Raw genomic sequence first — 22,439 nt, 5'->3', positions numbered from 1 at the left:
GGGGCGGGGAGGGGCTCAGGTCCCGGGAGCGGGGGTCATCCGGCGGTCAGAGTGGTCCACTTCTGGTTGGAGCCGCCGTTGCAGTCAAACAGCTGGAGCTGTGTGCCGTCGGTCGTGGAGTAGCCCGGATCGTCGAGGCAGCGGCCGGAGGCGGGGTTGCGGTAGCCGCCGTTGTAGGGCTGCCAGATCTGGTTGGAGCCGCCGTGGCAGGCCCAGAGCTGCACCTTGGTGCCGTTGGCCGTGCCGAAGCCGGCGGCTTCGAGGCACTTGCCCATGGAGCGCAGGGTGCCGTCGGTGTAGGCGGACCAGTACTGGTTGATGCTGTCGCCGCAGCTCCAGATCTGGACGGCGGTCCCGTCGGCGGTGCCGAAGCCGCTGACATCCAGGCACTTGCCGGCGATGCCGGACTGCACGCGTGCGGGGGCGGGGGCGGGGTTCCTCAGCCACCCGGCGCTGTCCGCGGTCTGGATGCCGCGGTGGAAGGCGTCGGCCATCTTCTGGTAGCCCGCGTCGTTGGGATGCACGGCGTCGGCCAGGTCGGCCGTGGTCAGGCTGCTCATGTCCACGTATGCGACGCGCTTGCCCGCGGCCTGCGCGTCGCTCACGATCTGGGGGATGGCCTGGTTGTACGCGCCACGGTACTGCTCCTCCGAGCCGCTGGTGGACACGATCAGGGAGGCCACGAGGACGGTCGCGTCGGGGACGTCGGCGGTGATCTGGTTGACCAGCGACCTCAGCCGGTCGGCGGCGGTGGAGGGCTGATAGCTCCCGCCCAGGTCGTTGGTGCCGATCTCCAGCGTCACGACGTTGGGCCGGTAGCGGGTCAGCGAGGCGTCGGCGAGGGCGGCGATCTGGTCGATGCGGTATCCGGAGTGGCCTTCGTTGTCGGGGTCGGACATCGAACCGTTCTGCCCCGTGCCCACGAAGTCCAGCGGATGGCCGTCCGCCGAGAGCTTGTCCCACAACGGACCCCGGTAGCCGTTGCCCGTGCTGCTTCCCACGCCCCAGGTTATGGAGTCGCCCAACGGCATGACCCGCAAAGGCGTGTTCGAGGCGGCGGAGGCAGGTGCCACACCTGCTGCCGTCATCCCGAGCGCGGCAGTGACCAGCGTGATGAGGGGCAGGATCCAAGGCTTTCTCATGCAGGCGTCCTCTTCTGCGAGTGAGTGCTGAATCTGGCGCGGGCTGCTCGCCGTTCGCGTCGGCAACTCGGCCGTCGCGCCGTCCCGTTGGCATCGGCGGGCACATGACGTACTGGCGGAACGGCGTGGTGGGGAACGGCTTGCGAGGTGAGCGTTGACAACGTCGAGCCATCCGGCGTCCCGTCTGCCCCGGTGCTCGACTGCGGAAAGACCGTCGCCTCGCCGAGCCAGGAGACGCCGTGCAGCGCCTCCGTGCCGGTGCGGAACGAGGCGATGCCGAGGCGCTCCACGTCCGGTGCGTAGTGGTGGAGCAGCGCGATCCGCTCGCCGAGCGTGAGCCGACCGAGCAGATCGTCGATGCGCTTGCCCATCGGCAGCGCGGCGTCGCGGAACGGATGCCTCTCGGTCGCAGGGAGGGACGGAAAGCGCAAGTCTGACCTCTAAGCAGGCTGGTAGGGGGAGTTGAAGCGCTTCGACGCTGTCATCGCTTCTATCGGGTTGTCAATGGCTGGAATGCAAGAAAATTTCTTCTTGCGGGCCCTCTTGTTCCGTGCGAAATGCGCCGTTAGCGTTCGCGGCCGGTGAAGCGCTTCGACACCCGTTCGGGGAGGGCCGCCGCCATGAGAAACGAGTGGAACCGCAGACGCTTCGTCGGCAGAGCCGCCGTCGTGGCGGGAGCGGCCGCGATGGCCCCTGCGCTCTCCGCGTGCGGAGAGCGCAGGCCTCAGCAGACCGACGGGAGCGGCACGGCGGGCCTGAAGGCGACGCTGCCCGCCCATGTGCCCGGCAAGTCCCTCCAGCCGGATATCCGCTACCCGTCCGGGCACCTCGTCACCGTCTCCGGCGTGCCCGGCAAAGGCGGCAGGTACACCGCCCCCACTCCGGCTGCTGATGGAGCAGGGCATCAGCACCGACTACGACCGTGATCGGGTCCTCGCCAAGAAGCCATCGCGTTGCACCAGGTCAGGAGTGAGGTCGGCGTCTGGGTCGCGGCGGGTGAAGCCCTTGCTCCTGCGGGGGCTGATCCCGGCCGGGCCGGCCTGGCGCATGAGCCGCTCGACCCGCTTGCGGCCGACGTGGACGCCCTCGCGCTTCAGGACGGCATGGATCCTGGGCGATCCGTAGATCCCGCCGGAGGCCTGGTGGATCCGCCGGATCTGCCCGGTCAGCTCGGTGTCCTGCCGGATCCCTTCGCAGGGGTCCTTCCCGGCCTGGCGCCAGCGGTAGTAGGTGGAGGAGGGGATGTGCAGTTCCCGCAGTACGGGCTCGACCCCCAGGTGCGGGTGCTCGTCGAGGAGCGCCCTCACCTGGGCCGGGTCGGGTCGAGCTGCGCGGCGCAGGTCCCGCACCTCGCGCCGCAGCCAGGCGGGCTCGTTCTTCTCTTCGGTGGTGAGCAGGTCATCCCGCTCGCCGGCGTCGGCCTCGGCCTGCCGGATCCAGTTCCGCAGGGCTTCGTGATGCACGCCGAGTTCCTCGGCCATGCGGCGGATCACCGGTTTCGGCTCGGCGGTCCAGTACATCCGCACCGGGCGACATACGCCCCGCCCCCTGAGTACTGCGGCTGTGGGCCGGTTGCCCCGCACGGCTGGTGATCGCACCCACCCGGAGTGGCACCACTTGGACGCCATCCAGGGCCATCTAGCGCCACCCGGTGCCACCCGGCGCCACCCGGCGTCATTCCGTGCCCTCAAAAGCAGGCCCGCCCGCATGGCTCCACAATGATCCAGGCCGACCACAGCCCATTCCTGCAGTTCAGAGCCGCCACCCCTAAGTCCACTGCACTCAGCGCGCCATCCGGACTTGCCGTGGTGCCGCAATGGTGCCACTATGGCGTCATGGACCTCACCCCGTATGTCGACACCCTCCGCCGTGAACTCGCGGTGGCCGCCGAAGCCGGCGGGGACGATGCCCGCGAGCTGGCCGAGCGGCTCACCGCTCCCCTGGAGTCGGCGACCCGGCTGACCATGCTCAACGTGCTCTCCGCCGCGATGGACGAGATCACCCGCGAACTCGCCCCCGGCTCGGTCGACGTACGGCTTCGCGGGCTCGACCCCGACTTCGTGGTGACACGGCCGCCCACCTACGGCGGCCCCACGGAGCCTGCCGCCCCCATCGAACCGCTCAGGGCACAGGTGCCCGCCGACGGCGACGAGGGCGGCACCGCCCGTATCAATCTGCGGCTGCCGGCCCACCTCAAGGCGCGCGCCGAGGAGGCGGCGAACCGTGAGGGCCTGTCGGTCAACGCGTGGCTGGTGCGGGCCCTGTCGGCCGCGGTCGACGGTGGCACGCGGCCGCGTACGGCAGAGAAGACCCACACCGTCGGACAGAGCTTCACCGGCTGGGTGCGCTGACAGCGCCCGCATCCGCGCCCGCACCACTCCACTCCACTCCACTCCACTCCACTTCACCCACACCACGTCCCACCAGCGGGGACGGCCTGAAGACCCAAGAGGACGGGACAGTCATGCCTTCTTTCGACACCCCCGAACCGATCTCGGTCACCGCCCAGGTGCCCGCCGGTTCCATCCGGTTCACCGCGAGCGACCGCCTCGACACCGTCGTCGAGGTACGGCCCCGCGACCCGGAGCGGGACAAGGACGTGCGGACCGCCGAACAGGCCGAGGTCACGTACGCGAGCGGCGTCCTGACCGTCAGGACGCTGCCCAGGCGCCGCAGCCTCCTCGGGCCCAACGGCCTCGTCGACGTCACGGTCGACCTGCCCACGGGCTCACGCGTCGACGTGATCGGCTCGCTCGGTTCCTGGACCCAGGTACTCGGCGAGGGCCGCCTCGGCGAGGTCCAGGCGAAGATCTCGACCGGCGACGTCCGCCTCGACACCACCGGCCCGCTGAAGCTGACCCTGTCGCACGGCCCGATCACCGTGGACCGGGTCGAGGGCCCGGCCGACATCACCAGCAGCACCGGCAACATCCGCGTCGGCCTCGTGGACGGCACCGCCGTCCTGAAGAACTCGCACGGCACCACGACCGTCGGCGCCGTGACGGGCGAACTCCGGGTGAGCGGCGCCAACGGCGGCATCGACATCGCGCGCGCCGAGGCGTCGGTCACCGGCACCACGACCAACGGCTCCCTTCGCGTCGCCGAAGTCGCCCGTGGCGAGGTCCGGTTGGAGACCTCCAACGGCCCCATCGAGATCGGTATCCGCGAGGGCACCGCCGCCTGGCTCGACGTCAGCTCAAACCGCGGGCAGGTACGCAACACGCTCACCGCGTCCGAGGCCCCGGAGCAGACCGAGGACACCGTCAAGGTCCGCGCACGGTCCAACTGGGGCACCATCGACGTCCTCCGCGCCAAGGCCTGAGCGCCACATCACCAACTCGCCCCGCGTCCAGCCCACTTCAGTCCTCTTCTGTCTCCTTCAGCCTTCTCACGGAGGGCCCCATGCCTTCATCTGTCATGCCCACGTCCAACCGGAGGGACGGTCGTCCGGCACCGGCCGCCGTCTCCGCCGTCGGTCTGCGCAAGTCGTACGGCGACAAGGTCGTGCTCGACGGCATCGACCTGCACGTCCCGGCCGGGTCGGTGTTCGCGCTGCTCGGACCGAACGGCGCCGGCAAGACCACCGCCGTGAAGATCCTGTCCACCCTCATCGCCGCCGACGGGGGGCAGGCCCAGGTCGCGGGCCACGACGTCGCCGCGGCACCGGACGGGGTGCGTGCCGCGATCGGCGTCACCGGCCAGTTCTCCGCCGTCGACGGTCTGATCACCGGCGAGGAGAACATGCTCCTCATGGCGGACCTGCACCACCTCTCCCGCGGTGAGAAGCGGCGCACCGCCGCCGAACTGCTGGAACGCTTCGACCTCGTCGACGCGGCGAGGAAGCCCGCCGCCACCTACTCCGGCGGCATGAAGCGCCGCCTGGACATCGCCATGACCCTGGTCGGCAACCCGCGGATCATCTTCCTCGACGAGCCCACCACCGGCCTCGACCCGCGCGCCCGCCACACCATGTGGCAGATCATCCGCGAACTGGTCTCCGACGGCGTCACCGTCTTCCTCACCACCCAGTACCTGGACGAGGCCGACGAACTCGCCGACCGCATCGCCGTACTCAACGACGGCCGGATCGCCGCCGAGGGCAGCGCCGACGAACTCAAGCGCCTCATCCCCGGCGGACACGTCCGGCTCCGCTTCAGCGACCCGGCCGCATACCAGCGCGCCGCCTCCGCGCTGCGCGAGACCACCCGCGACGACGAATCCCTCGCCCTGCAGATCCCCAGCGACGGCAGCCAGCGCGAACTGCGCTCCATCCTCGACCGGCTGGACGCCGCCGGCATCGAGGCCGACGAGCTGACCGTGCACACCCCCGACCTCGACGACGTCTTCTTCGCCCTGACCGGCGGCGCCGCCCTCGTCCCCGACCAGCCCAAGGAGAACGCCCGATGAGCTCCCTCACCCTCGCCCTGCGCGACTCCACCACCATGCTGCGCCGCAACCTCCTGCACGCCCGGCGCTATCCGTCGCTCACCCTGAACCTGCTCCTCACCCCTGTCATGCTGCTGCTCCTCTTCGTCTACATCTTCGGCGACACGATGAGCGCCGGCATCGGGCACGGCGGTGCGGGACGCTCCGAGTACCTCGCGTATCTCGTCCCGGGCATCCTGATGCTGACCATCGGCAGCACCACGATCGGCAGCGCGGTGTCCGTCTCGACCGACATGACCGAGGGCATCATCGCCCGCTTCCGCACGATGGCGATCCACCGCGGTTCGGTGCTCATCGGGCACGTCGTCGGCAGCGTGCTGCAGTGTGTGATGAGCGTGGTCCTGGTCGGGGCCGTGGCGGTGGCGATCGGGTTCCGGTCCACGAACGCCACCTTCCTGGACTGGATCCTGGCGCTCGGGCTGCTGGCGCTCGTCTCCCTGGCGCTCACCTGGCTCGCGGTCGGCATGGGCCTGGTCAGCCCGAACGCCGAGGCCGCCAGCAACAACGCGATGCCGCTGATCCTGCTGCCGCTCCTGTCCAGCGCCTTCGTGCCGGTCGACGCGATGCCGGGCTGGTTCCGGCCGATCGCCGAGTACCAGCCGTTCACCCCGGCCATCGAGACGCTGCGCGGGCTCCTGCTCGGCACCGAGATCGGCCACAACGGATGGCTGGCCGTGCTCTGGTGCGTGGGACTCGCCGTACTCGGCTACCTCTGGTCCAAGTCACTGTTCCACCGCGACCCGAAGTAGGGCCGGCAGCGCGCCGCGGTGCACACGGTCCGATCGAGGGACATTGCGTGTGTCACCGGGGCGCGCGGGGACGTGGGACGCCAGGGTGGCCGCCATGAAGAAGATGATGCGCCTGTTCGCCATGTCCACCGTCCTGACCTGCCTGCTCGGCGCCGCCTCCGCCGGACCGAAGGAGGGGGAGCAGTACTTCCGGCTCAAGCACCCGGTCACCGGTGTGGCCGCCCGCCAGGTGGTGGAGGTGTTCTGGTACGACTGCCCGGACTCCTACGAGTTCGAGAAGCCGCTGGAGGACTGGGCGGCGCGGCAGAGCCCCCCGGTGAAGGTGGTGCGCATCCCCGCGGCCTGGACGGACCAGCCCGACCAGCTCTCGTACGCCCGCCTCTTCTACACACTGGACAAGCTCGGCCTCGCGGAGCGGGAGGCGCTCCCGGTCTTCCGCGCCGTTCGGGACCAGCACAAGGACCTCACCACCGAGGAGAACGTCCTGGCATGGGCGGCCAAGGAGGGGCTCAACGTGAGGTCGGTACGGAACGCCTACAGGTCCGGGCAGGTCGACGCCGCCGTCCAGGCGGCACCTGCGCTCCGTGAGCGCTACCAGGTGGTCGAGGAGCCCACCGTCGTCGTGGGCGGGCGTTTCCGGACGTCGCCGATCCAGGTCGGCACCGCCGCCGACACCGTCGCGGTGATGGACCACCTGTACCGCACCGCGGCGCGCCGCTGAGGCATCGGCCACGTCAGCCGGTGAGCGAGGCCGGCCAGTGCTCAGCGGTAGCTGAGCAGTCGGCGTCGGTCGCCGGTGAAGTGGGCGTGGTCGTTGAAGGTGAGCAGGCTGGTCCCGGAGCCGCCCACGACGAGGGCTGTGACGGAGGCGTTGACGACGACGCGGTTGAGGGCGACCACCGAGGCGGGCGGCAGGACGAGCAGCGAGCCGCAGAGCGCCGCCAGGACGCCGCCCGAGGTGACGACGACCGCGTCGCGGCCCTTGCCGAGGGCGTCGGACAATGCGCCGAGCGCCGCGGTCGCGCCGCTCGCGAACGCCGGCCAGCCGGCCGGGCCCGTCTCGGCAGTGTCCTCGATCCACGTCCCGAGGGCACGGTCGAGGACCTCCTGCACGGCGCGGGAGTCCGCTCGGCCGTCCGGCCAGGGGTGCGGGTAGCGGGACATCAGGGCGACGTGGTCGTACTCGTTCCAGCGCGGGTCCTCGACCGAGGGCTTCTCGAAACCGGCTGACTCCGCCAGGAGTCGAGCGGTGTCGCGTTGGCGGGTGAGGGTGCCGGAGGCGAGCAGCGGGTCACGCAGGCCGCGGCGGGCCAGCTCCGCGCCGACGGCGCCGGCCTGTTCGCGGCCGAGGTCCGACAGGGCGTCGTAGTCCTCCGCACCGAAGGAGGCCTGGCCGTGGCGGACGAGGCAGATGAGCGGCATACGGTGGTTCCTGCTTCCCGGCTTCTCGGCGACCGATGCGGCGGGTCGCCGTACGGCGACCCGCCGATCAAGGTATGCGAGGTCCGGCCGGAGAAGAACGCCGGGACGCAAGGCACCGTACGGGGGGCGCCCGCGGCGGGTACGGCAGATGGCCTTCCGCCGCGGTCAGAACACCACCGACCAGCTTTCGCGGGCCGCCTGCTCGGCGGTGTACGAGACACCGTGCACCTTGAGGCCGTCCGCGTTCTTCAGAGTGATCTCCCCGCCGTGGTTGCCGAGTTGCGCACCACCGGTGAGGGGTACGAGCAGACAGGAGCCGGCGGCGAGAGGGCCGGGCGGGACCGCCGAGGCCTGTCCCAGCCGGTCCGCGACCTGCCAGCCGGTCAGATCGACCGGGGCGGGCGAGGCGTTGATCAGCGTCACGGCCTCCGGCTCGGGTGCCGGGCCGGCCGGATTGACGAGCGCCGCGACGACACGGACGGGCTGGGCGCCCGGCTGCGGGCGGTTGCCGTCGACGTCGTCGATCGAGTGCCCGGTGGCGTCGTCCGTGTGCCAGGACTGGCTCTGGAAGGCGAGGAAGACACCGACCCAGCGTGACTGCCCGGGGAAGTGCAGCAGGATCCCGCCGTCCTGCCACACCCCGTCGTCGCCCTGGAAGCGGCGGCTGTTGCCCTAGTTCATATGGATGTCGTGGACGCCGTTGCCCGGCAGGAAGCCGAACGCCTTGTCCTTGACGGCCGGTTCGGGGCCCCAGCGCTCACCGAAGACGTACAGCCTCGCCTCCGGGTCGGCGACCGCGCGCCGTACGTAGTGGTCGAGGAGGTCGGCCAGGTCGTTGTCGGGGCCGGAGACGTCCGGGGGCAGGGTCCGCATCCTGGCCGGGTCGAAGAGGTTGCCGCGCACGAAGTCGAGGTTCGGGCCGCCGGGGCCGGGCGGCAGGGAGTTCCAGCCGCCCGGCAGGCCGTCCAGACGGGCCGTGACCGGGTGCCGGAGGTCCTCGTCGACCAGGTACAGCAGCTCGGAGGGCCGCTCCTGGGAGAGGACGTTGACGGCGGCGCGGTAGTTCGTGCCGCCGTCGTCCGCGAGGTGGACCTGGTAGTGCGGCGTTCCCGCGGCGCCCTCGCGCCGGACGTCCACCGCGCGTGCGATCAGTACGCCGTAGGCCTTGAGCGGCATGGCGACCAACTTCCCCCGGGGGCAGGCGGATTGCCCGCCCATGAGAGGAATGTTAGAGGACAGTGGTAAATGTCTCTCCCTGTCTTGCGGTCTTGCGGTCTTGCGGTCTTGCGGTCTTGCGCATCCGCGCCCGCCGTCCTGTCTACGCCTTCTGGCGCGCGCGCCGCTGGGCCAAGTGCGTGACGCGCGGGCGAACAGCCCTCTGAGCAGCCCGGATTGCTTACGATCCGTTACGTGGTCAACTTCCTCCTCGAACGCACGGCACCGCTTCCCCTCCACGAGGCGTGGCGCCGCCTCACGGAGTGGCCCCGCCATGGGGAGGTGGTCCCACTGACCCGCGTCACGGTGGTCACGCCCCCGCCGACGCAGGTGGGCACGGTCGTCGTGGCGCGCTCGGGGCTGGGGCCGCTCGCCTTCGACGACCGTATGGAGGTCACGGTGTGGCGGCCGCCGACGGACACCGAGGCGGGCCTGTGCCGGCTGGAGAAGCGGGGGCGGGTGGTGCGGGGTTGGGCCGAGATCGAGGTGGGGCCCGGGCCCGGCGGGCGAAGCCGGGTGGTCTGGCGGGAGGAGTTGGGGGTGCGGCTGCTGCCGGGAGTCTTCGACCCACTCCTCGCCCGCGCGGCGCGGTCCGTGTTCGGGCGTGCGGCGAACCGCCTCCTCAGGATGCCCTGAGGGCCGCCGGAGGGGACTACTGAACATCGAAGACACCGCACCCGCACCCGCCGAACGGGCTGCGCCGGTTGGCCGATCCACGTCGGGACGGGTGGAGTGACGGCCTAGTCTGATGGGCTGATGGGCCGGACAGTCCGTAACGGTCCGTCCGGGCAAGGAAATCGGGAAACGGGACGGGGAAGGTACCGGCGCATGTCGCTGAGCCAGGGGGAAGCCGGGTCCATAGGGGGCTACACGCTGATCGACCGGCTCGGCAGCGGCGGAATGGGCGTCGTCCATCTGGCGCTCTCGGCGTCGGGACGGCAGGTCGCCATCAAGGTCGTCCATGCGCAGTACGCGCTGGACGAGGAGTTCCGGGCCCGTTTCCGGCAGGAGGTCGCGGCGGCACGGCGGGTGAGCGGTGCGTTCACCGCGCCGGTGGTGGACGCCGATCCGGACGCCGAACAGCCGTGGATGGCGACGCTGTACGTGCCCGGCCGCACGCTCGCCGACATCGTTGCCAAGGAAGGCCCGTTGACCGGGCGCGCGTTGCGCACGCTGGCGCTGGGCCTGGTGGAGGCGCTGCGGGACATCCATCGGGCCGGAGTGGTGCACCGGGACCTGAAGCCGAGCAACGTCCTGATGGCCGAGGACGGCCCGCGCGTGATCGACTTCGGCATCTCGCGCGCCGCCGACAACGAGGACCTCACGGTGACCGGCCGGCTGATCGGCACCCCGCCCTTCATGTCACCGGAGCAGTTCGCCGCGCCGCGTGACGTCACGGCCGCGTCGGACGTGTTCTCGCTGGGCTCGGTGCTGGTGTACGCGGCCACCGGGAACCGTCCCTTCGACGGCGGCAGCCCGTATTTGACGGGCTATCAGGTCATGCACGAGCAGCCGCATCTTGACGGCGTCGCGGAGCCGCTGCGTTCCATCGCAGAGCGGTGCCTGGCCAAGGATCCGGCCGATCGGCCCCAACTGGCCGAGCTGCACGGCGTGTTGCAGCAGTTGCCGACGGGGGGCGCGCCCGCCCTGCCGGACTTGGGGAGCAGCGGCCCCACCGTGCCGGACTTCGCACACTCCCCCTCGGCGCCGGGAACCGCCGGACCGCGCGACGGCACGACCTTCGGGGCCGGTGCAACGGCCGCCGGTGGCGCGCGTCGCCTGCGGCGGGTCCTCATGGCCCTCGGCACGGCGGTGGCCGTCACCGCGATCGGCCTCACGGCGGCACACATGGTGTCGAGCGGCACGGCGACCGGTGACCGGGCAGCGGCCGGCGGCTCGGCGCTCGGGGCCGCCGCTCCCGCCGCGGGACTGCCGGCCGGCTGGAAGCCGTGGCGGGCGAGCCTGGTCACCGCGAAGAAGGGCGATCCCCTCGACTACGAGGAGTCCGGCTGCGTGCCCGGCGACTCCACCGCCGTGTACTGCGCCGGCACCGGCTTCACCGTGACCAGATTCGACGCCGCCTCCGGTCGGGTCGACTGGCGCCGGGGCACCAGCCCCGAGACCTCGCTCCCCGTCGGCGTCCGGGACGGGCGCGTCTACACCTACCGCAAGCCGGACTCGACCGCGACGTACATCACCCGGCGCCTGGTCGCCCTGGACGCGAAGACCGGCACCGAGCTGTGGGCCCGCCCGGTCAGCGAGGACGAACCGGCCGCCCTGTTCAGCCGGGGCATCGTCGCGATGGACGAGAACAAGACCGCGTTCGTCGCCTACGACGGTTCGGGCCGGCAGCTGTGGAAGGCACCGGCGAAGTCGTCGGCCGGGGACGCCTGCGCGGTGACCGTGCTGAACGGCGCGCCGTACGGCCTGTGCACGCCCGTGGACGATCCCGGCAAGGGCGGCGTCGGCCTGCTGCGGCTCGACCCGGCCGACGGCACGGCCCACGAGGTCGCCACGCTGCCCACGGGCGCCCGGCCGATGGGCGTCGTCGACGGCCAACTGCTGTTCCTGACCCCCAAGTTGGCGAAGAGCCAGTTCGCCGCCAACGGTGAGGACCAGCCGTACACGGCCCTGGACCTGGTGGATCCGCGCACCGGCGCCGTCAAGCGCGTCCCGCTGCCGGGCACACCGCGCGGCACGGTCACGCTGCTCGACGGCGTCCTGTACTTCGACCGTCCGGGCGGAACGGTCACCGCCGTACGAGCTGCGGACGGCAAGCGGCTGTGGCAGCGGGCGACCGAGATCGAGAACCTGTCGGCGCCGGTCCGGTCGAAGAAGTTCGACACGCTGTACTTCGCCAACCGGTACGGCCGTCTGCTGGCCCTGAACCCCGCCACCGGCGCGGTCCGCTGGCGCACGGCCGCGATCAGGGATCCCGGAGAGTCGGCGGAGCAGACCACGCCGTACGTGCTGCAGGTCAAGGACGCGATCGTGGCCGTCGCGGGCGACACGGCGTTCTCGGTACGACCGGACCGGCCGACCGTGACGGCGAAGTGACCGGCGGGCTCAGGCCCGTGCTGTCAGGCCACCGACCCGATCCGTCCGGCCGGCTTTGACGTCGCGTCGTGGTGGATCGGCGTGTGCGCGCCGGTGAGTGCGATTCCGCTGCCGCCACGGCGGTTGGCGACGATCTCCGAGGCGATCGACAGGGCCGTCTCCTCCGGCGTACGAGCGCCGAGGTCCAGCCCGATCGGGGAGCGCAGGCGCGCCAACTCCAGTTCGGTGACGCCGACTTCGCGCAGGCGTTCGTTGCGGTCCAGGTGGGTGCGCCGGGAGCCCATCGCGCCGACGTAGGCGACGGGCAGGCGCAGGGCCAGCTGCAGAAGCGGCACGTCGAACTTGGCGTCGTGGGTGAGCACGCACAGGACGGTGCGGGCGTCCACGGACGTCCGCTCCAGGTACGTGTGGGGCCACTCGACGACGATCTCGTCGGCCTCAGGGAAGCGCGTCCGGGTCGCGAAGACGGGACGGGCGTCGCACACCGTCACGTGGTAGTTGAGGAACTTGCCGATGCGCACCAGTGCCGCCGCGAAGTCGATCGCGCCGAACACGATCATGCGGGGCGGGGGCACGGACGATTCCACCAGGACCGTGAGTGGGGCACCGCAGCGTGAGCCCTGTTCGCCGATCTCGACGGTGCCGGTGCGTCCGGCGTCCAGGACGGCGCCCGCCTCCCCCGCCACCGTGCGGTCCAGTTCCGGGTGGGCGCCGAAGCCGCCCTCGCGGGAGCCGTCGGGGCGGACCACGAGTGCCCGGCCCAGGAGTTCGGCCGGGCCCGACACGATCCGCGCCACCGCCGCCGCCTCCCCGCGGGCGGCGGCGGCCAGCGCGGACGCGACGACCGGACGGGCGGCGTCGGCGGCCCGTACCGGCGTGACGAGGATGTCGATGATGCCGCCGCAGGTCAGGCCGACGGCGAAGGCGTCCTCGTCGCTGTACCCGAAGCGCTCAAGGACGGTTTCGCCGTCCTTGAGCGCCTGCCGGCACAGGTCGTACACGGCGCCCTCCACACAGCCTCCGGAGACCGAGCCGATCGCCGTGCCGTCGGCGTCCACCGCGAGGGCGGCGCCGGGCTGGCGAGGGGCGCTGCCGCCGACGGCCACCACGGTGGCCACGGCGAAGTCACGTCCCTGCTCGACCCACCGGTTCAGCTCCTCGGCGATGTCCAGCATCTCTCGGTCTCCTTAACAGCGTGTGTGCGCGGGGCGGTTGGGCGCGGGGTCAGTGCACGCCCATCCAACTCTCGATCGGGTTGAGGGCGAAGTAGATCAGGAAGACCAGCGTCAGGCCCCACATGAAGGCGCCGATCTCCCGCGCCTTGCTCTGGGCGATCTTGATGGCGACGTAGGAGATGACTCCGGCCGCGACGCCCGCCGTGATGGAGTACGTGAACGGCATGATCACGACGGTCAGGAAGACCGGGATCGCGGTGGCGCGGTCGGCCCAGTCCACATGGCGGGCGTTCATCATCATCATGGCGCCGATCACCACCAGGGCCGCGGCCGCCACCTCGCCGGGGACGATCGCCGTCAGCGGGGTGAAGAACAGACAGGCCGCGAAGAACAGGCCGGTGATGACGGAGGAGAGGCCCGTGCGGGCTCCCTCGCCGACGCCCGTCGCGGACTCGACGAACACGGTCTGCCCGGAGGCGCCCGCGACGCCGCCGATCGCGCCGCCCGCGCCGTCGATGAACAGCGCCTTGGACAGGCCCGGCATCCGGCCCTGCTCGTCGGCCAGTTTGGCCTCGGTGCCGACGCCGATGATGGTGGCCATGGCGTCGAAGAATCCGGCGAGCACGAGTGTGAACACGATCATGCCGACCGTCATCGCGCCGACGCCGCCCCAGCCGCCGAACTCCACTTTTCCGAAGATCGAGAAGTCCGGCATGGAGACCGCGCTGCCGTGCAGTTCGGGAGCGCCGCTCGCCCACTGCTTGGGGTCGATGACGCCAAGTGCGTTGAGTGCCACGGCCAGTACGGTGCCGCCGACGATGCCGATCAGGATCGCACCGGGGACGCCGCGCGCCTGCAGCATGAAGATCGCGAGGAGGGTGGCCGCGAACAGCAGCACCGGCCAGCCGGCGAGTTCACCGGTCGCGCCGAGGGTGACCGGGGTCGCCTTGCCCTGGTGCACGAAGCCCGCCTTCACCAGGCCGATCAGGGCGATGAACAGGCCGATGCCCATGGTGATCGCGTGCTTGAGCGCGAGCGGGATCGCGTTCATGATCATCTCGCGCAGGCCGGTGACGACCAGCAGCATGATGACGACGCCGTACATCACGCACATGCCCATGGCCTGCGGCCAGGTCATCTGCGGGGCGACCTGCGAGGACAGGACGCCGGAGACGGAGAGGCCGGCGGCGAGCGCCAGCGGCACCTTGCCGACGAACCCCATCAGCAGGGTGGTGAAGGCCGCCGCGAACGCGGTCGCGGTGATGAGGGCCTTCTGGCTGAGCATGTCCCCGGCCACGTCCTTGCCGGACAGGATCAGGGGGTTGAGCAGGAGGATGTACGCCATCGCCATGAAAGTGGTGACGCCGCCGCGCACCTCGCGCGCGACGGAGGATCCTCGCTGGGATATGTGAAAGTACCGGTCGAGCCAGGACCTGCCGGCCGGGATACGGGTTCCTTCACCCGCATCGTCGGCGGTGGTGCTTGGCTCCAGTGACTGCTGGGTCATGTGGGCCTACTCCCAAGGTTCACAGGGGCACCCGCGCCTGCATTCGGCGATATGCGGGATTTGGGAAGGTGCTGTGGCCGCACGACCCGGGGGACGGCCCGAGGCGAACGATCTGAAGTACTCCGGGCGGCGCGGAGTGTGTGACGTTCCGTGCGCCGCCCGGAGGTCTGTCACACGGTGCCGGTGAGGTGTTCCGGACGTACCGGTGTGCGGTTGAGCTCCAGCCCGGTCGCGTTCCGGATCGCCGCGAGGACGGCCGGTGTCGAGGACAGGGTGGGTGCCTCGCCGATGCCGCGCAGCCCGTACGGGGCGTGGTCGTCGGCGAGTTCGAGCACATCGACGGGGATGGTCGGCGTGTCGAGAATCGTGGGGATCAGGTAGTCCGTGAAGGAGGGGTTCCTGACCTTCGCCGTCTTCGGGTCGACGATGATCTCCTCCATCACCGCGATGCCCAGGCCCTGGGTCGTACCGCCCTGGATCTGGCCGACGACGGACAGCGGGTTGAGTGCCTTGCCGACGTCCTGGGCGCAGGCCAGCTCGACCACCTTCACCAGGCCGAGCTCGGTGTCGACCTCGACGACGGCGCGGTGCGCGGCGAATGAGTACTGCACATGGCCGTTGCCCTGGCCGGTGCGCAGGTCGAAGGCCTCGGTCGGGCGGTGGCGCCACTCGGCCTCGACCTCGACGGCCTCGCCTTCGAGCACGTCCACCAGGTCGGCGAGGACCTCGCCACCGTCGGTGACGACCTTGCCGCCCTCCAGGAGCAGTTCGGCGGTGGCCCAGGCGGGGTGGTAGGTGCCGAACTTGCGGCGCCCCAGCTCCAGGACCTTCTCCCGGACCAGCTCGCAGGAGTTCTTGACGGCGCCACCGGTGACGTACGTCTGGCGGGAGGCCGAGGTGGAGCCGGCGGAGCCGACCTGCGTGTCCGCCGGGCGGATCGTCACCTGCGCGACGCCCAGCTCGGTGCGGGCGATCTGCGCGTGGACGGTGACGCCGCCCTGGCCGACCTCCGCCATGGCCGTGTGGACGGTCGCGACGGGCTCGCCGCCCACGACCTCCATCCGGACCTTGGCCGTGGAGTAGTCGTCGAAGCCCTCGGAGAAGCCGACGTTCTTGATGCCGACCGCGTAGCCGATGCCCCGGACGACGCCTTCGCCGTGCGTGGTGTTGGACAGACCGCCGGGCAGCTGCCGTACGTCCGCGCCCTCGCTGCTCTCCCACTGGCGCTCCGGCGGCAGCGGCATCGCCTGGACGCGGCGCAGGAGTTCGGCGACCGGGGCCGGGGAGTCGACGGGCTGGCCGGTCGGCAGGAGCGTGCCCTGCTCCATCGCGTTGAGTTGCCGGAACGCGACCCGGTCCATGCCCACCTCGTCGGCGAGCTTGTCCATCTGGGCCTCGTAGGCGAAGCACGCCTGGACCGCGCCGAAGCCGCGCATGGCGCCGCAGGGCGGGTTGTTGGTGTAGAGCGCGATGGCCTCGATGTCGACGTCCTCGACCACGTAGGGGCCGACGCTCAGCGAGGAGGCGTTGCCGACGACCGCCGGGGAGGCCGACGCGTAGGCGCCGCCGTCCAGGACGATCCGTGCCTTCAGGTGCGTGAGCTTGCCGTCCTTGGTGGCGCCGTGCTCGTAGTAGAGCTTCGCGGGGTGGCGGTGGACGTGTCCGAAGAAGGACTCGAAGCGGTTGTAGACGATCTTGACGGGCTTGCCGGTGCGCAGGGCGAGCAGGCAGGCGTGGATCTGCATCGACAGGTCCTCGCGGCCGCCGAACGCGCCGCCGACGCCGGACAGCGTCATGCGCACCTTGTCCTCGGGCAGGCCCAGGACCGGGGCGATCTGGCGCAGGTCGGAGTGCAGCCACTGGGTGGCGATGTAGAGGTCGACGCCGCCGTCCTCGGCGGGTACCGCGAGACCCGACTCGGGGCCGAGGAAGGCTTGGTCCTGCATGCCGAACGTGTACTCGCCCTTCACCACGAAGTCGGCCTTCTTCGCGGCCTCTTCGACGTTGCCGCGCACGATCGGCTGGCGGTGGACGATGTTCGGGTGCGGGACGTGTCCGCTGTGGTGGTCGTCGCGGCCCTCGTGGATGAGGATCGCGTCCGGCGCGGTCGCGGATGCCTCGTCGGTGACGACCGGGAGTTCGCGATAGTCGACCTTGATCTTGGCGGCGGCGCGGCGCGCGGTCTCCGGGTGGTCGGCGGCGACGATGGCGACCGGCTCGCCGTGGTGGCGTACCTTGCCGTGCGCGAGGACGGGTGTGTCCTGGATCTCCAGGCCGTAGTTCTTCACCTCGGTCGGCAGGTCGTCGTACGTCATGACGGCGTAGACGCCCGGGGTCTTCAGCGCCTCGCTGGTGTCGATGGACACGATCTCCGCGTGGGCGACGGTCGACCTGAGGATCTGGCCCCAGAGCATGTCCTCGTGCCACATGTCCGACGAGTACGCGAACTCGCCGGTGACCTTGAGGGTGCCGTCCGGGCGGAGCGTGGACTCGCCGATACCGCCCTTGGTCTTCGAACCCTGGGTGACCTTGGTGGGAGTGCCGAGGGGAGCGCCGTTGGTGGGCATCGTCAGACCGCCTCTCCCTGCCGTGCGGCCGCCAGGCGGACCGCGTCCATGATCTTCTCGTAGCCCGTGCAGCGGCACAGGTTGCCCGACAGGGCCTCGCGGATGTCCCCGTCGGTCGGGTTCGGGTTGCGTTCGAGCATCTCGTCGGCGGCGACCAGCAGACCCGGCGTGCAGAAGCCGCACTGGACGGCGCCGGCGTCGATGAACGCCTGCTGGACGGGGGACAGCTCGGTTCCCTCGCCGGTATGCGAGTCCTGGCCCTTGGCCGCCCACTGCCGGGCGTCCTGGAGGGAGGTGCCGCAGGCACCGGAGGCGCCGGAGGCGCAACCGCCGTGCTCCTCGCGCTGCTTGGCGAACTCCGCGAGCCCCTCGACGGTGACGACCTCACGGCCCTCGACCTGACCGGCCGCGACCAGGCATGAACACACCGGCACGCCGTCCAGTCGGACCGTGCAGGAACCGCACTCGCCCTGCTCGCAGGCGTTCTTGGAACCGGGCAGCCCGAGGCGCTCACGCAGCACGTACAGCAGGGACTCGCCCTCCCACACGTCGTCGGCTTCCTGCGGGCGTCCGTTGACAGTGAAGTTGACGCGCATCAGGCGACACTCCCCTTCTGATGGGTACGGCCGTCAGTGCCGCGATATGACTCCCAGGTCCAGGTCAGCGTGCGGCGGGCCATGACGCCGACCGCGTGGCGCCGGTAGCTCGCGGTGCCCCGGACGTCGTCGATCGGGTTGCAGGCGCCGGAACACAGCTGGGCGAACTGCTTGGCGACCGACGGGGTGATGATCTTTCGGTTGTCCCAGAAGCCGCCCTCTTCGAGCGCAGCGTCCAGGAACTCCTCCGCCGCCTTCGCCCGGACCGGCGTGGGTGCCGCGGAGCCGATGCCGGTGCGGACCGTGCGGGTCTCGGGGTGCAGGGCGAGACCGAAGGCGCACACGGCGATGACCATGGCGTTGCGGGTGCCGACCTTCGAGTACTGCTGCGGGCCGTCGGCCTTCTTGATGTGCACACCCCTGATGAGCTCGTCGGCGGCGAGCGCGTTGCGCTTCACGCCGGTGTAGAACTCGTCGATGGGGATACGGCGGCTGCCGCGCACCGACTCGACCTCGACCTCGGCGCCCGCCGCGAGAAGCGCGGGGTGGGCGTCGCCGGCCGGGGAGGCGGTGCCGAGGTTGCCGCCGACGCCGCCGCGGTTGCGGATCTGCGGGGAGGCGACCGTGTGCGAGGCGAGAGCGAGACCCGGCAGCTCGGCGCGCAGGTTCTCCATGATCTTCGAGTACGGGACGGAGGCACCCAGCCACACGCTGTCGTCGCCGACCTCCCACTCGTAGAGGTCGCCGATGCGGTTGAGGTCGAGCAGGTACTCGGGCCGACGGTGGTCGAAGTTGATCTCGACCATCACATCGGTGCCGCCCGCAATGGGCACAGCGGTGGGGTGCTCAGCCTTGGCGGCGAGCGCCTCCTCCCAGCTGGCGGGGCGAAGGAAGTCCATGACCGGCTCTCTTCTTCGTCTCGTGGGTCGTACGGATCGAGCCAGATCCGGTGCGGTGAGCCCGGCTCGTTCATGTGCTGTTTACGCGGAGTGAAGCCAGTACACAGCGCCGTACTCCACCGGGGTCAGTCACGGAAACCATGAAGGAGTTGGCTGGCCAGGGCGGGCATCTTGTAGATTCGTATGAACGGAGGTCATCAGCAACCTCCCTGTCTTCCTGTAGAAACGCAGGAAACAGCCTGGCAGTCGAAGAATGCGGCTCCCGCACCCTGGCCCGGGCACCTCCCGGCGTCCACCCTCACGATTCATCGTAGATTTCGAGACAAAGATCGGCGGCGACGAGATGCGGCTGCGCGCACTGCTGGACACCGACGCGCTGGGCCTGCGGCTGCTCGGCGGCGAGGACGAGCTGGACCGCACCGTGCGCGGTGTGATGACCACCGACCTCCGCGATCCCAGCCGCTACCTGTCGGGCGGGGAACTGGTCCTCACGGGCCTCGCCTGGCGCCGGGACGCCGACGACTCGGAGCCGTTCGTACGGATCCTGGCGCAGGCCGGGGTGGCCGCGCTGGCGGCAGGTGAGGCGGAGCTGGGGGACATCCCGGACGACCTGGTGAAGGCGTGCGTACGGCACCGCCTGCCGCTGTTCGCGGTGCACGAGTCGGTGGCGTTCGCGACGATCACCGAGCATGTCGTCCGGCAGGTCAGCGGCGAGCGCGCGGGCGACCTCGCGGCGGTCGTCGACCGGCACCGCCGGATGATGACCTCGGGCCCGGCGGGCGGCGGCCCGGACGTGGTCCTCGACCTGCTCGGCTCCGATCTGGACCTGCGGGCCTGGGTGCTCTCCCCCACCGGGCGGATGATCGCGGGCACGAAGGTCGCCGGGCCCGGGCTGCCCGCCGACGCCTGCGCCGAGCTGGCCGCCGAGCACCTCGCCGCCACCCGCACGGGCCGCCGCGGACCGCACCGGGTGACGCTCGGCCCGAGCACGTACAGCCTCTTCCCGATCCGCAGCAGCGGCCGCGCCGCGCAGGCCTCCCGGGACGTGCGCGAGACGGTGCTGTCCGACTGGCTGCTCGCGGTCGAGGCGGACGCCGGGGACTGGCCCGCGGAGCGGCTCGACCTGCTCCAGGGCGTCACCCAGCTGATCTCTGTCGAGCGGGACCGCCGGGACGCGGCGCGCACGGTGCGCAGGCGGCTGGCGCAGGAGGTCCTGGAACTGGTGCAGACGGGCGCGGCGCCCGCCGAGATCGCCGCCCGGCTGCGGGTGGCCGCGCCGGTGCTGCTGCCCGGCCTGGGGGCCGCCCCGCACTGGCAGGTGGTCGTCGCCCGCGTGGCGTGGGAGGGCGCCGGGATCGAGAGCGGTCCGGTCGCCCAGTCGCTCCTGGAGGAGATCCTCGTCGACCCGCTCGCCACGGGTCCCGAGCCCTCCGACCGTATCGCCGTGGCCCACACGGGCGACGAGGCCATCGCGCTCGTACCGCTGCCGGCCGTCTCCGCCGAGCACGACGGCTCGGAGTCCGGGATCCTCGCGGACGCGCTCCTGGAGTCCGTACGGGATCCGCTGTCGGCCGGACTCGACGACGACGGGCAGCTCACGCTCGGCGTCAGCGCGGCCGTGCACTCGGCGGAGGGGCTGCGCGGGGCGCTGGAGGAGGCCCGGCACGCGCGGCGGGTGGCGGCGGCCCGGCCCGGGCGGGTGTGTGCGGCGGGCCACCAGGAACTGGCCTCGCACGTCCTCCTGCTCCCGTTCGTGCCGGACGACGTGCGGCGGGCGTTCACGGCGAGGCTGCTCGACCCGCTGCGCGACTACGACCGCCGCCACCGCGCCGAGCTGATCCCCACCCTGGAGGCGTTCCTCGACTGCGACGGCTCCTGGACGCGCTGCGCGACCCGGCTGCACCTGCACGTCAACACGCTGCGCTATCGGGTCGGGCGGATCGAGCAGTTGACGAGCCGTGACCTCTCGCGCCTGGAGGACAAGCTGGATTTCTTCCTGGCATTGCGCATGAGCTGAGGTCATCCGGGGACGGAACAGGAGTGGCACCAAGTGCCGTCGCCGTCCCACGACTTTGTGAAATCCTTCACCCACCCCCTTGGCCGGGCGCCGCGATTCGTGCTGAGATGCCGCCACCACTCAACAGCTCGATGGCGTGCTGGGCCTGTTCCTCGGACCGGGTCGGCGGCAGGGCGCGGTGCCTTGCGACGCCGGGCTGATCCGAAGGACAGGACCTTGGGGAGGGCAACGTGGCGCATACCGCCATGTCTGGTACCGGAACGACCGCAGGTGACGATCCCCTCCAGACCGCGGTATGGCGGCTGCGCTCGCGCGCCTGCTGGGCCGACGCGGCGGCGCTGCTGGAACCGGTCTCCGCCGACTACGCGCTGCAGCGGGCAGCGCTGCTGGTGGAGCGCTGTCTGTACACCGAGCAGGGGTGGGAGGAGGCCGAGGACGCGCTGCGTACGGCGGAGGCCCTCGCGCACACCGACGACGAGCGGGGGGCGGCCGCTTGTGAACGGGGGCAGCTTGCGTACGCGGCGACGCTGCACTCGGTGCGCGACCGGGCCGACGAGGCGCGGGCCGCGCTGGGACGGGCGGCGGCGCTGATCGCGCCGGGGGCGGCGGGGCGGGCGGTACTGGACTTCCGGCGGGGGCTGATCGCGGAGAACCTCGCGCGTTCGCCGCAGGCCGCCCGGGCGGCGTACCGGAGGGCGCACGCCGGGGCCACGGCGCACTCCGATCCACTGCTGTTGTCGTTCACCTGGCGGCATCTCGCCGGGCTCGCCCTGCGGGAGGGGGAGCTGGCGGAGGCGCGGCACGGATTCGCCGAATCGCTGCGGATCCGGGAGGAGTTGGGCTACCTGGTGGGGACGGCGCCGGCGCTCGCTTCGCTGGCCGACGCGGAGGCGGAGCCGGAGGCGTCGCGGCTGCGGGAGGAGGCCCGGCGGCTGTTCCGGCTGCTGGGGGGCGTGCCCACCTGGCTGGCACGACAGTTGACCCCACCGGCCGCGGGGGCGGCCACCGCGTGACCCGCTGGTACCTCGGCAGGCGCCGTCTGCCCGTCAAGGAGCGACGTCCGGTGCGTGCTCTCGCCCGTGCCGGGTGCGGGCCCCTGTACGGGGCGGACTCGGGCCTGTGCCCGGTGCGGCGACCGGGGGTGCCGGACGCCGCTCCTTGAGGCGGTGGGGGCGCGCGCCGGGCGTCGCGACGGGGCGACCATTGCCTGTCGGGGCTCTGGCGACTAGCCCCTTTCCATCTGCGCCAGGAGGTGCTGGATCGAGCCCAGCACGGACTCGCGGAGTGCGGTGTCACGGGCGAGGACGACGACCACGACGACCACGAACAGGAACGAGACGAGGCCACCGCCCCGGCTCCGCCGGTACGCGGTGGGGGCGGGCGGGGGCGGCGGGCGGTGGCCGTGCCGCAGGGCGTGCTGCACGGCCTGCTGATGGGCGCGCATGGCGTGCTGATGAGCCTGCTGCGCCTGCTGCTGTGCTTGCTGCTGGGCCTGCTGTGCCGCCTGCTGTGCGTAGAAGGACGGGTCGGGCATCGCGGTCACCTCCGTGGCCGGCACTCTCCGTGCCGTACCCGGGGCCACGCGGGCCGGACGGGCCGGGGTTCCCGACATCCCGAACCGTCACCGGGAGCCGACGCTTCCGTGAC

Annotated in this window: 20 protein-coding genes and 1 pseudogene; 10 read left to right on the top strand and 11 right to left on the bottom strand. The window is 71.4% G+C overall.

What is annotated here, in order from left to right; all coding sequences use genetic code 11:
* Positions 1-35: 35 nt before the first annotated feature.
* Both OG870_RS35985 and OG870_RS35980 read right to left on the bottom strand, forming a co-directional pair.
* The gene (locus OG870_RS35985) at positions 36-1,142 is read right to left on the bottom strand and encodes a ricin-type beta-trefoil lectin domain protein (RefSeq protein WP_266523435.1); all 1,107 of its coding nucleotides are present in this window, start codon (positions 1,140-1,142) and stop codon (positions 36-38) included.
* Complete coding sequence (locus tag OG870_RS35980) at positions 1,139-1,513, bottom strand: hypothetical protein (protein WP_327691869.1); 375 nt, start codon at positions 1,511-1,513, stop codon at positions 1,139-1,141. Before OG870_RS35980 ends, OG870_RS35985 begins: the two co-directional genes overlap by 4 nt.
* Before the next feature lie 249 nt (positions 1,514-1,762).
* Between OG870_RS35980 and OG870_RS35975 the strand changes: the two genes are divergently transcribed.
* Positions 1,763-2,068, top strand: coding sequence for a twin-arginine translocation signal domain-containing protein (locus OG870_RS35975; RefSeq protein ID WP_266843452.1), 306 nt, complete (start codon positions 1,763-1,765; stop codon positions 2,066-2,068).
* On the opposite strand, the gene OG870_RS35970 is transcribed toward OG870_RS35975, so the two are convergent.
* Positions 2,057-2,662: an IS3 family transposase gene (locus tag OG870_RS35970; protein ID WP_327691868.1), complete on the bottom strand. Its 606-nt coding sequence runs from the start codon at positions 2,660-2,662 to the stop codon at positions 2,057-2,059. The two genes, OG870_RS35975 and OG870_RS35970, sit on opposite strands and share 12 nt — an antisense overlap.
* 315 nt (positions 2,663-2,977) lie before the next feature.
* Between OG870_RS35970 and OG870_RS35965 the strand changes: the two genes are divergently transcribed.
* From OG870_RS35965 to OG870_RS35945, 5 genes are all read left to right on the top strand, one after another.
* Complete coding sequence (locus OG870_RS35965) at positions 2,978-3,493, top strand: toxin-antitoxin system HicB family antitoxin (RefSeq protein WP_266843456.1); 516 nt, start codon at positions 2,978-2,980, stop codon at positions 3,491-3,493.
* A gap of 113 nt (positions 3,494-3,606) precedes the next feature.
* The gene (locus OG870_RS35960) at positions 3,607-4,464 is read left to right on the top strand and encodes a DUF4097 family beta strand repeat-containing protein (protein WP_327691867.1); all 858 of its coding nucleotides are present in this window, start codon (positions 3,607-3,609) and stop codon (positions 4,462-4,464) included.
* Positions 4,465-4,559: 95 nt separating this feature from the next.
* Positions 4,560-5,549 (top strand): ATP-binding cassette domain-containing protein, encoded by a 990-nt coding sequence (locus OG870_RS35955; protein ID WP_327692354.1) that lies wholly within the window; start codon positions 4,560-4,562, stop codon positions 5,547-5,549.
* The gene (locus OG870_RS35950; protein WP_266523426.1) at positions 5,546-6,337 is read left to right on the top strand and encodes an ABC transporter permease; all 792 of its coding nucleotides are present in this window, start codon (positions 5,546-5,548) and stop codon (positions 6,335-6,337) included. The genes OG870_RS35955 and OG870_RS35950 overlap by 4 nt, the downstream gene beginning before the upstream one ends.
* Positions 6,338-6,431: 94 nt before the next feature.
* Positions 6,432-7,058, top strand: coding sequence for a thiol:disulfide interchange protein DsbA/DsbL (locus OG870_RS35945; protein ID WP_327691866.1), 627 nt, complete (start codon positions 6,432-6,434; stop codon positions 7,056-7,058).
* A 41-nt stretch (positions 7,059-7,099) separates the two neighbouring features.
* Here OG870_RS35945 and OG870_RS35940 read toward each other — a convergent pair whose 3' ends face one another.
* Together OG870_RS35940 and OG870_RS35935 are read right to left on the bottom strand one after the other, a co-directional pair.
* A complete protein-coding gene (locus tag OG870_RS35940) occupies positions 7,100-7,759 on the bottom strand; it encodes a histidine phosphatase family protein (protein ID WP_327691865.1) in 660 nt (219 codons plus the stop codon).
* A gap of 165 nt (positions 7,760-7,924) precedes the next feature.
* Positions 7,925-8,935: pseudogene (locus OG870_RS35935) on the bottom strand (DUF2278 family protein).
* 234 nt (positions 8,936-9,169) lie between these two features.
* Between OG870_RS35935 and OG870_RS35930 the strand changes: the two are divergent.
* Together OG870_RS35930 and OG870_RS35925 are read left to right on the top strand one after the other, a co-directional pair.
* Positions 9,170-9,610, top strand: a complete 441-nt coding sequence (locus tag OG870_RS35930) for an SRPBCC family protein (RefSeq protein ID WP_266523420.1) — start codon at positions 9,170-9,172, stop codon at positions 9,608-9,610.
* Positions 9,611-9,802: 192 nt separating this feature from the next.
* Positions 9,803-12,031: a protein kinase domain-containing protein gene (locus OG870_RS35925; RefSeq protein WP_327691864.1), complete on the top strand. Its 2,229-nt coding sequence runs from the start codon at positions 9,803-9,805 to the stop codon at positions 12,029-12,031.
* Between the two features lie 23 nt (positions 12,032-12,054).
* Here the strand turns inward: OG870_RS35925 and OG870_RS35920 are convergent, their stop codons facing one another.
* The 5 genes from OG870_RS35920 to OG870_RS35900 all read right to left on the bottom strand — a co-directional run bounded on the left by OG870_RS35920 (position 12,055) and on the right by OG870_RS35900 (position 18,775).
* Positions 12,055-13,206 carry an XdhC/CoxI family protein gene (locus OG870_RS35920; RefSeq protein WP_327691863.1) on the bottom strand — a complete coding sequence of 384 codons (1,152 nt, stop codon included), beginning with the start codon at positions 13,204-13,206 and terminating at the stop codon, positions 12,055-12,057.
* Positions 13,207-13,255: 49 nt separating this feature from the next.
* Entirely contained in the window at positions 13,256-14,713 is a 1,458-nt protein-coding gene (locus tag OG870_RS35915) for an NCS2 family permease (RefSeq protein WP_266843464.1), read from the bottom strand.
* A 170-nt stretch (positions 14,714-14,883) separates the two neighbouring features.
* The gene (locus OG870_RS35910; RefSeq protein ID WP_266843466.1) at positions 14,884-17,280 is read right to left on the bottom strand and encodes a xanthine dehydrogenase family protein molybdopterin-binding subunit; all 2,397 of its coding nucleotides are present in this window, start codon (positions 17,278-17,280) and stop codon (positions 14,884-14,886) included.
* Positions 17,281-17,282: 2 nt separating this feature from the next.
* A complete protein-coding gene (locus tag OG870_RS35905) occupies positions 17,283-17,876 on the bottom strand; it encodes a (2Fe-2S)-binding protein (RefSeq protein WP_266523408.1) in 594 nt (197 codons plus the stop codon).
* Positions 17,876-18,775 (bottom strand): FAD binding domain-containing protein, encoded by a 900-nt coding sequence (locus OG870_RS35900; protein ID WP_266523406.1) that lies wholly within the window; start codon positions 18,773-18,775, stop codon positions 17,876-17,878. Before OG870_RS35900 ends, OG870_RS35905 begins: the two co-directional genes overlap by 1 nt.
* Before the next feature lie 343 nt (positions 18,776-19,118).
* On the opposite strand from OG870_RS35900, the gene OG870_RS35895 reads away from it, so the two are divergent.
* On the top strand, positions 19,119-20,792 hold the full coding sequence (locus OG870_RS35895; protein WP_266523404.1) for a PucR family transcriptional regulator: 1,674 nt from the start codon (positions 19,119-19,121) through the stop codon (positions 20,790-20,792).
* Positions 20,793-21,022: 230 nt separating this feature from the next.
* Complete coding sequence (locus OG870_RS35890; RefSeq protein WP_266523402.1) at positions 21,023-21,805, top strand: hypothetical protein; 783 nt, start codon at positions 21,023-21,025, stop codon at positions 21,803-21,805.
* A gap of 212 nt (positions 21,806-22,017) precedes the next feature.
* On the opposite strand, the gene OG870_RS35885 is transcribed toward OG870_RS35890, so the two are convergent.
* On the bottom strand, positions 22,018-22,326 hold the full coding sequence (locus tag OG870_RS35885; RefSeq protein WP_266523400.1) for a hypothetical protein: 309 nt from the start codon (positions 22,324-22,326) through the stop codon (positions 22,018-22,020).
* Positions 22,327-22,439: the final 113 nt, after the last annotated feature.

The sequence above is a fragment of the Streptomyces sp. NBC_00461 genome (assembly GCF_036013935.1).
GTDB lineage: Bacteria > Actinomycetota > Actinomycetes > Streptomycetales > Streptomycetaceae > Streptomyces.
Note: the sequence above shows the minus strand (reverse complement) of the source record. Positions and strands in the feature narration are given on the sequence as shown.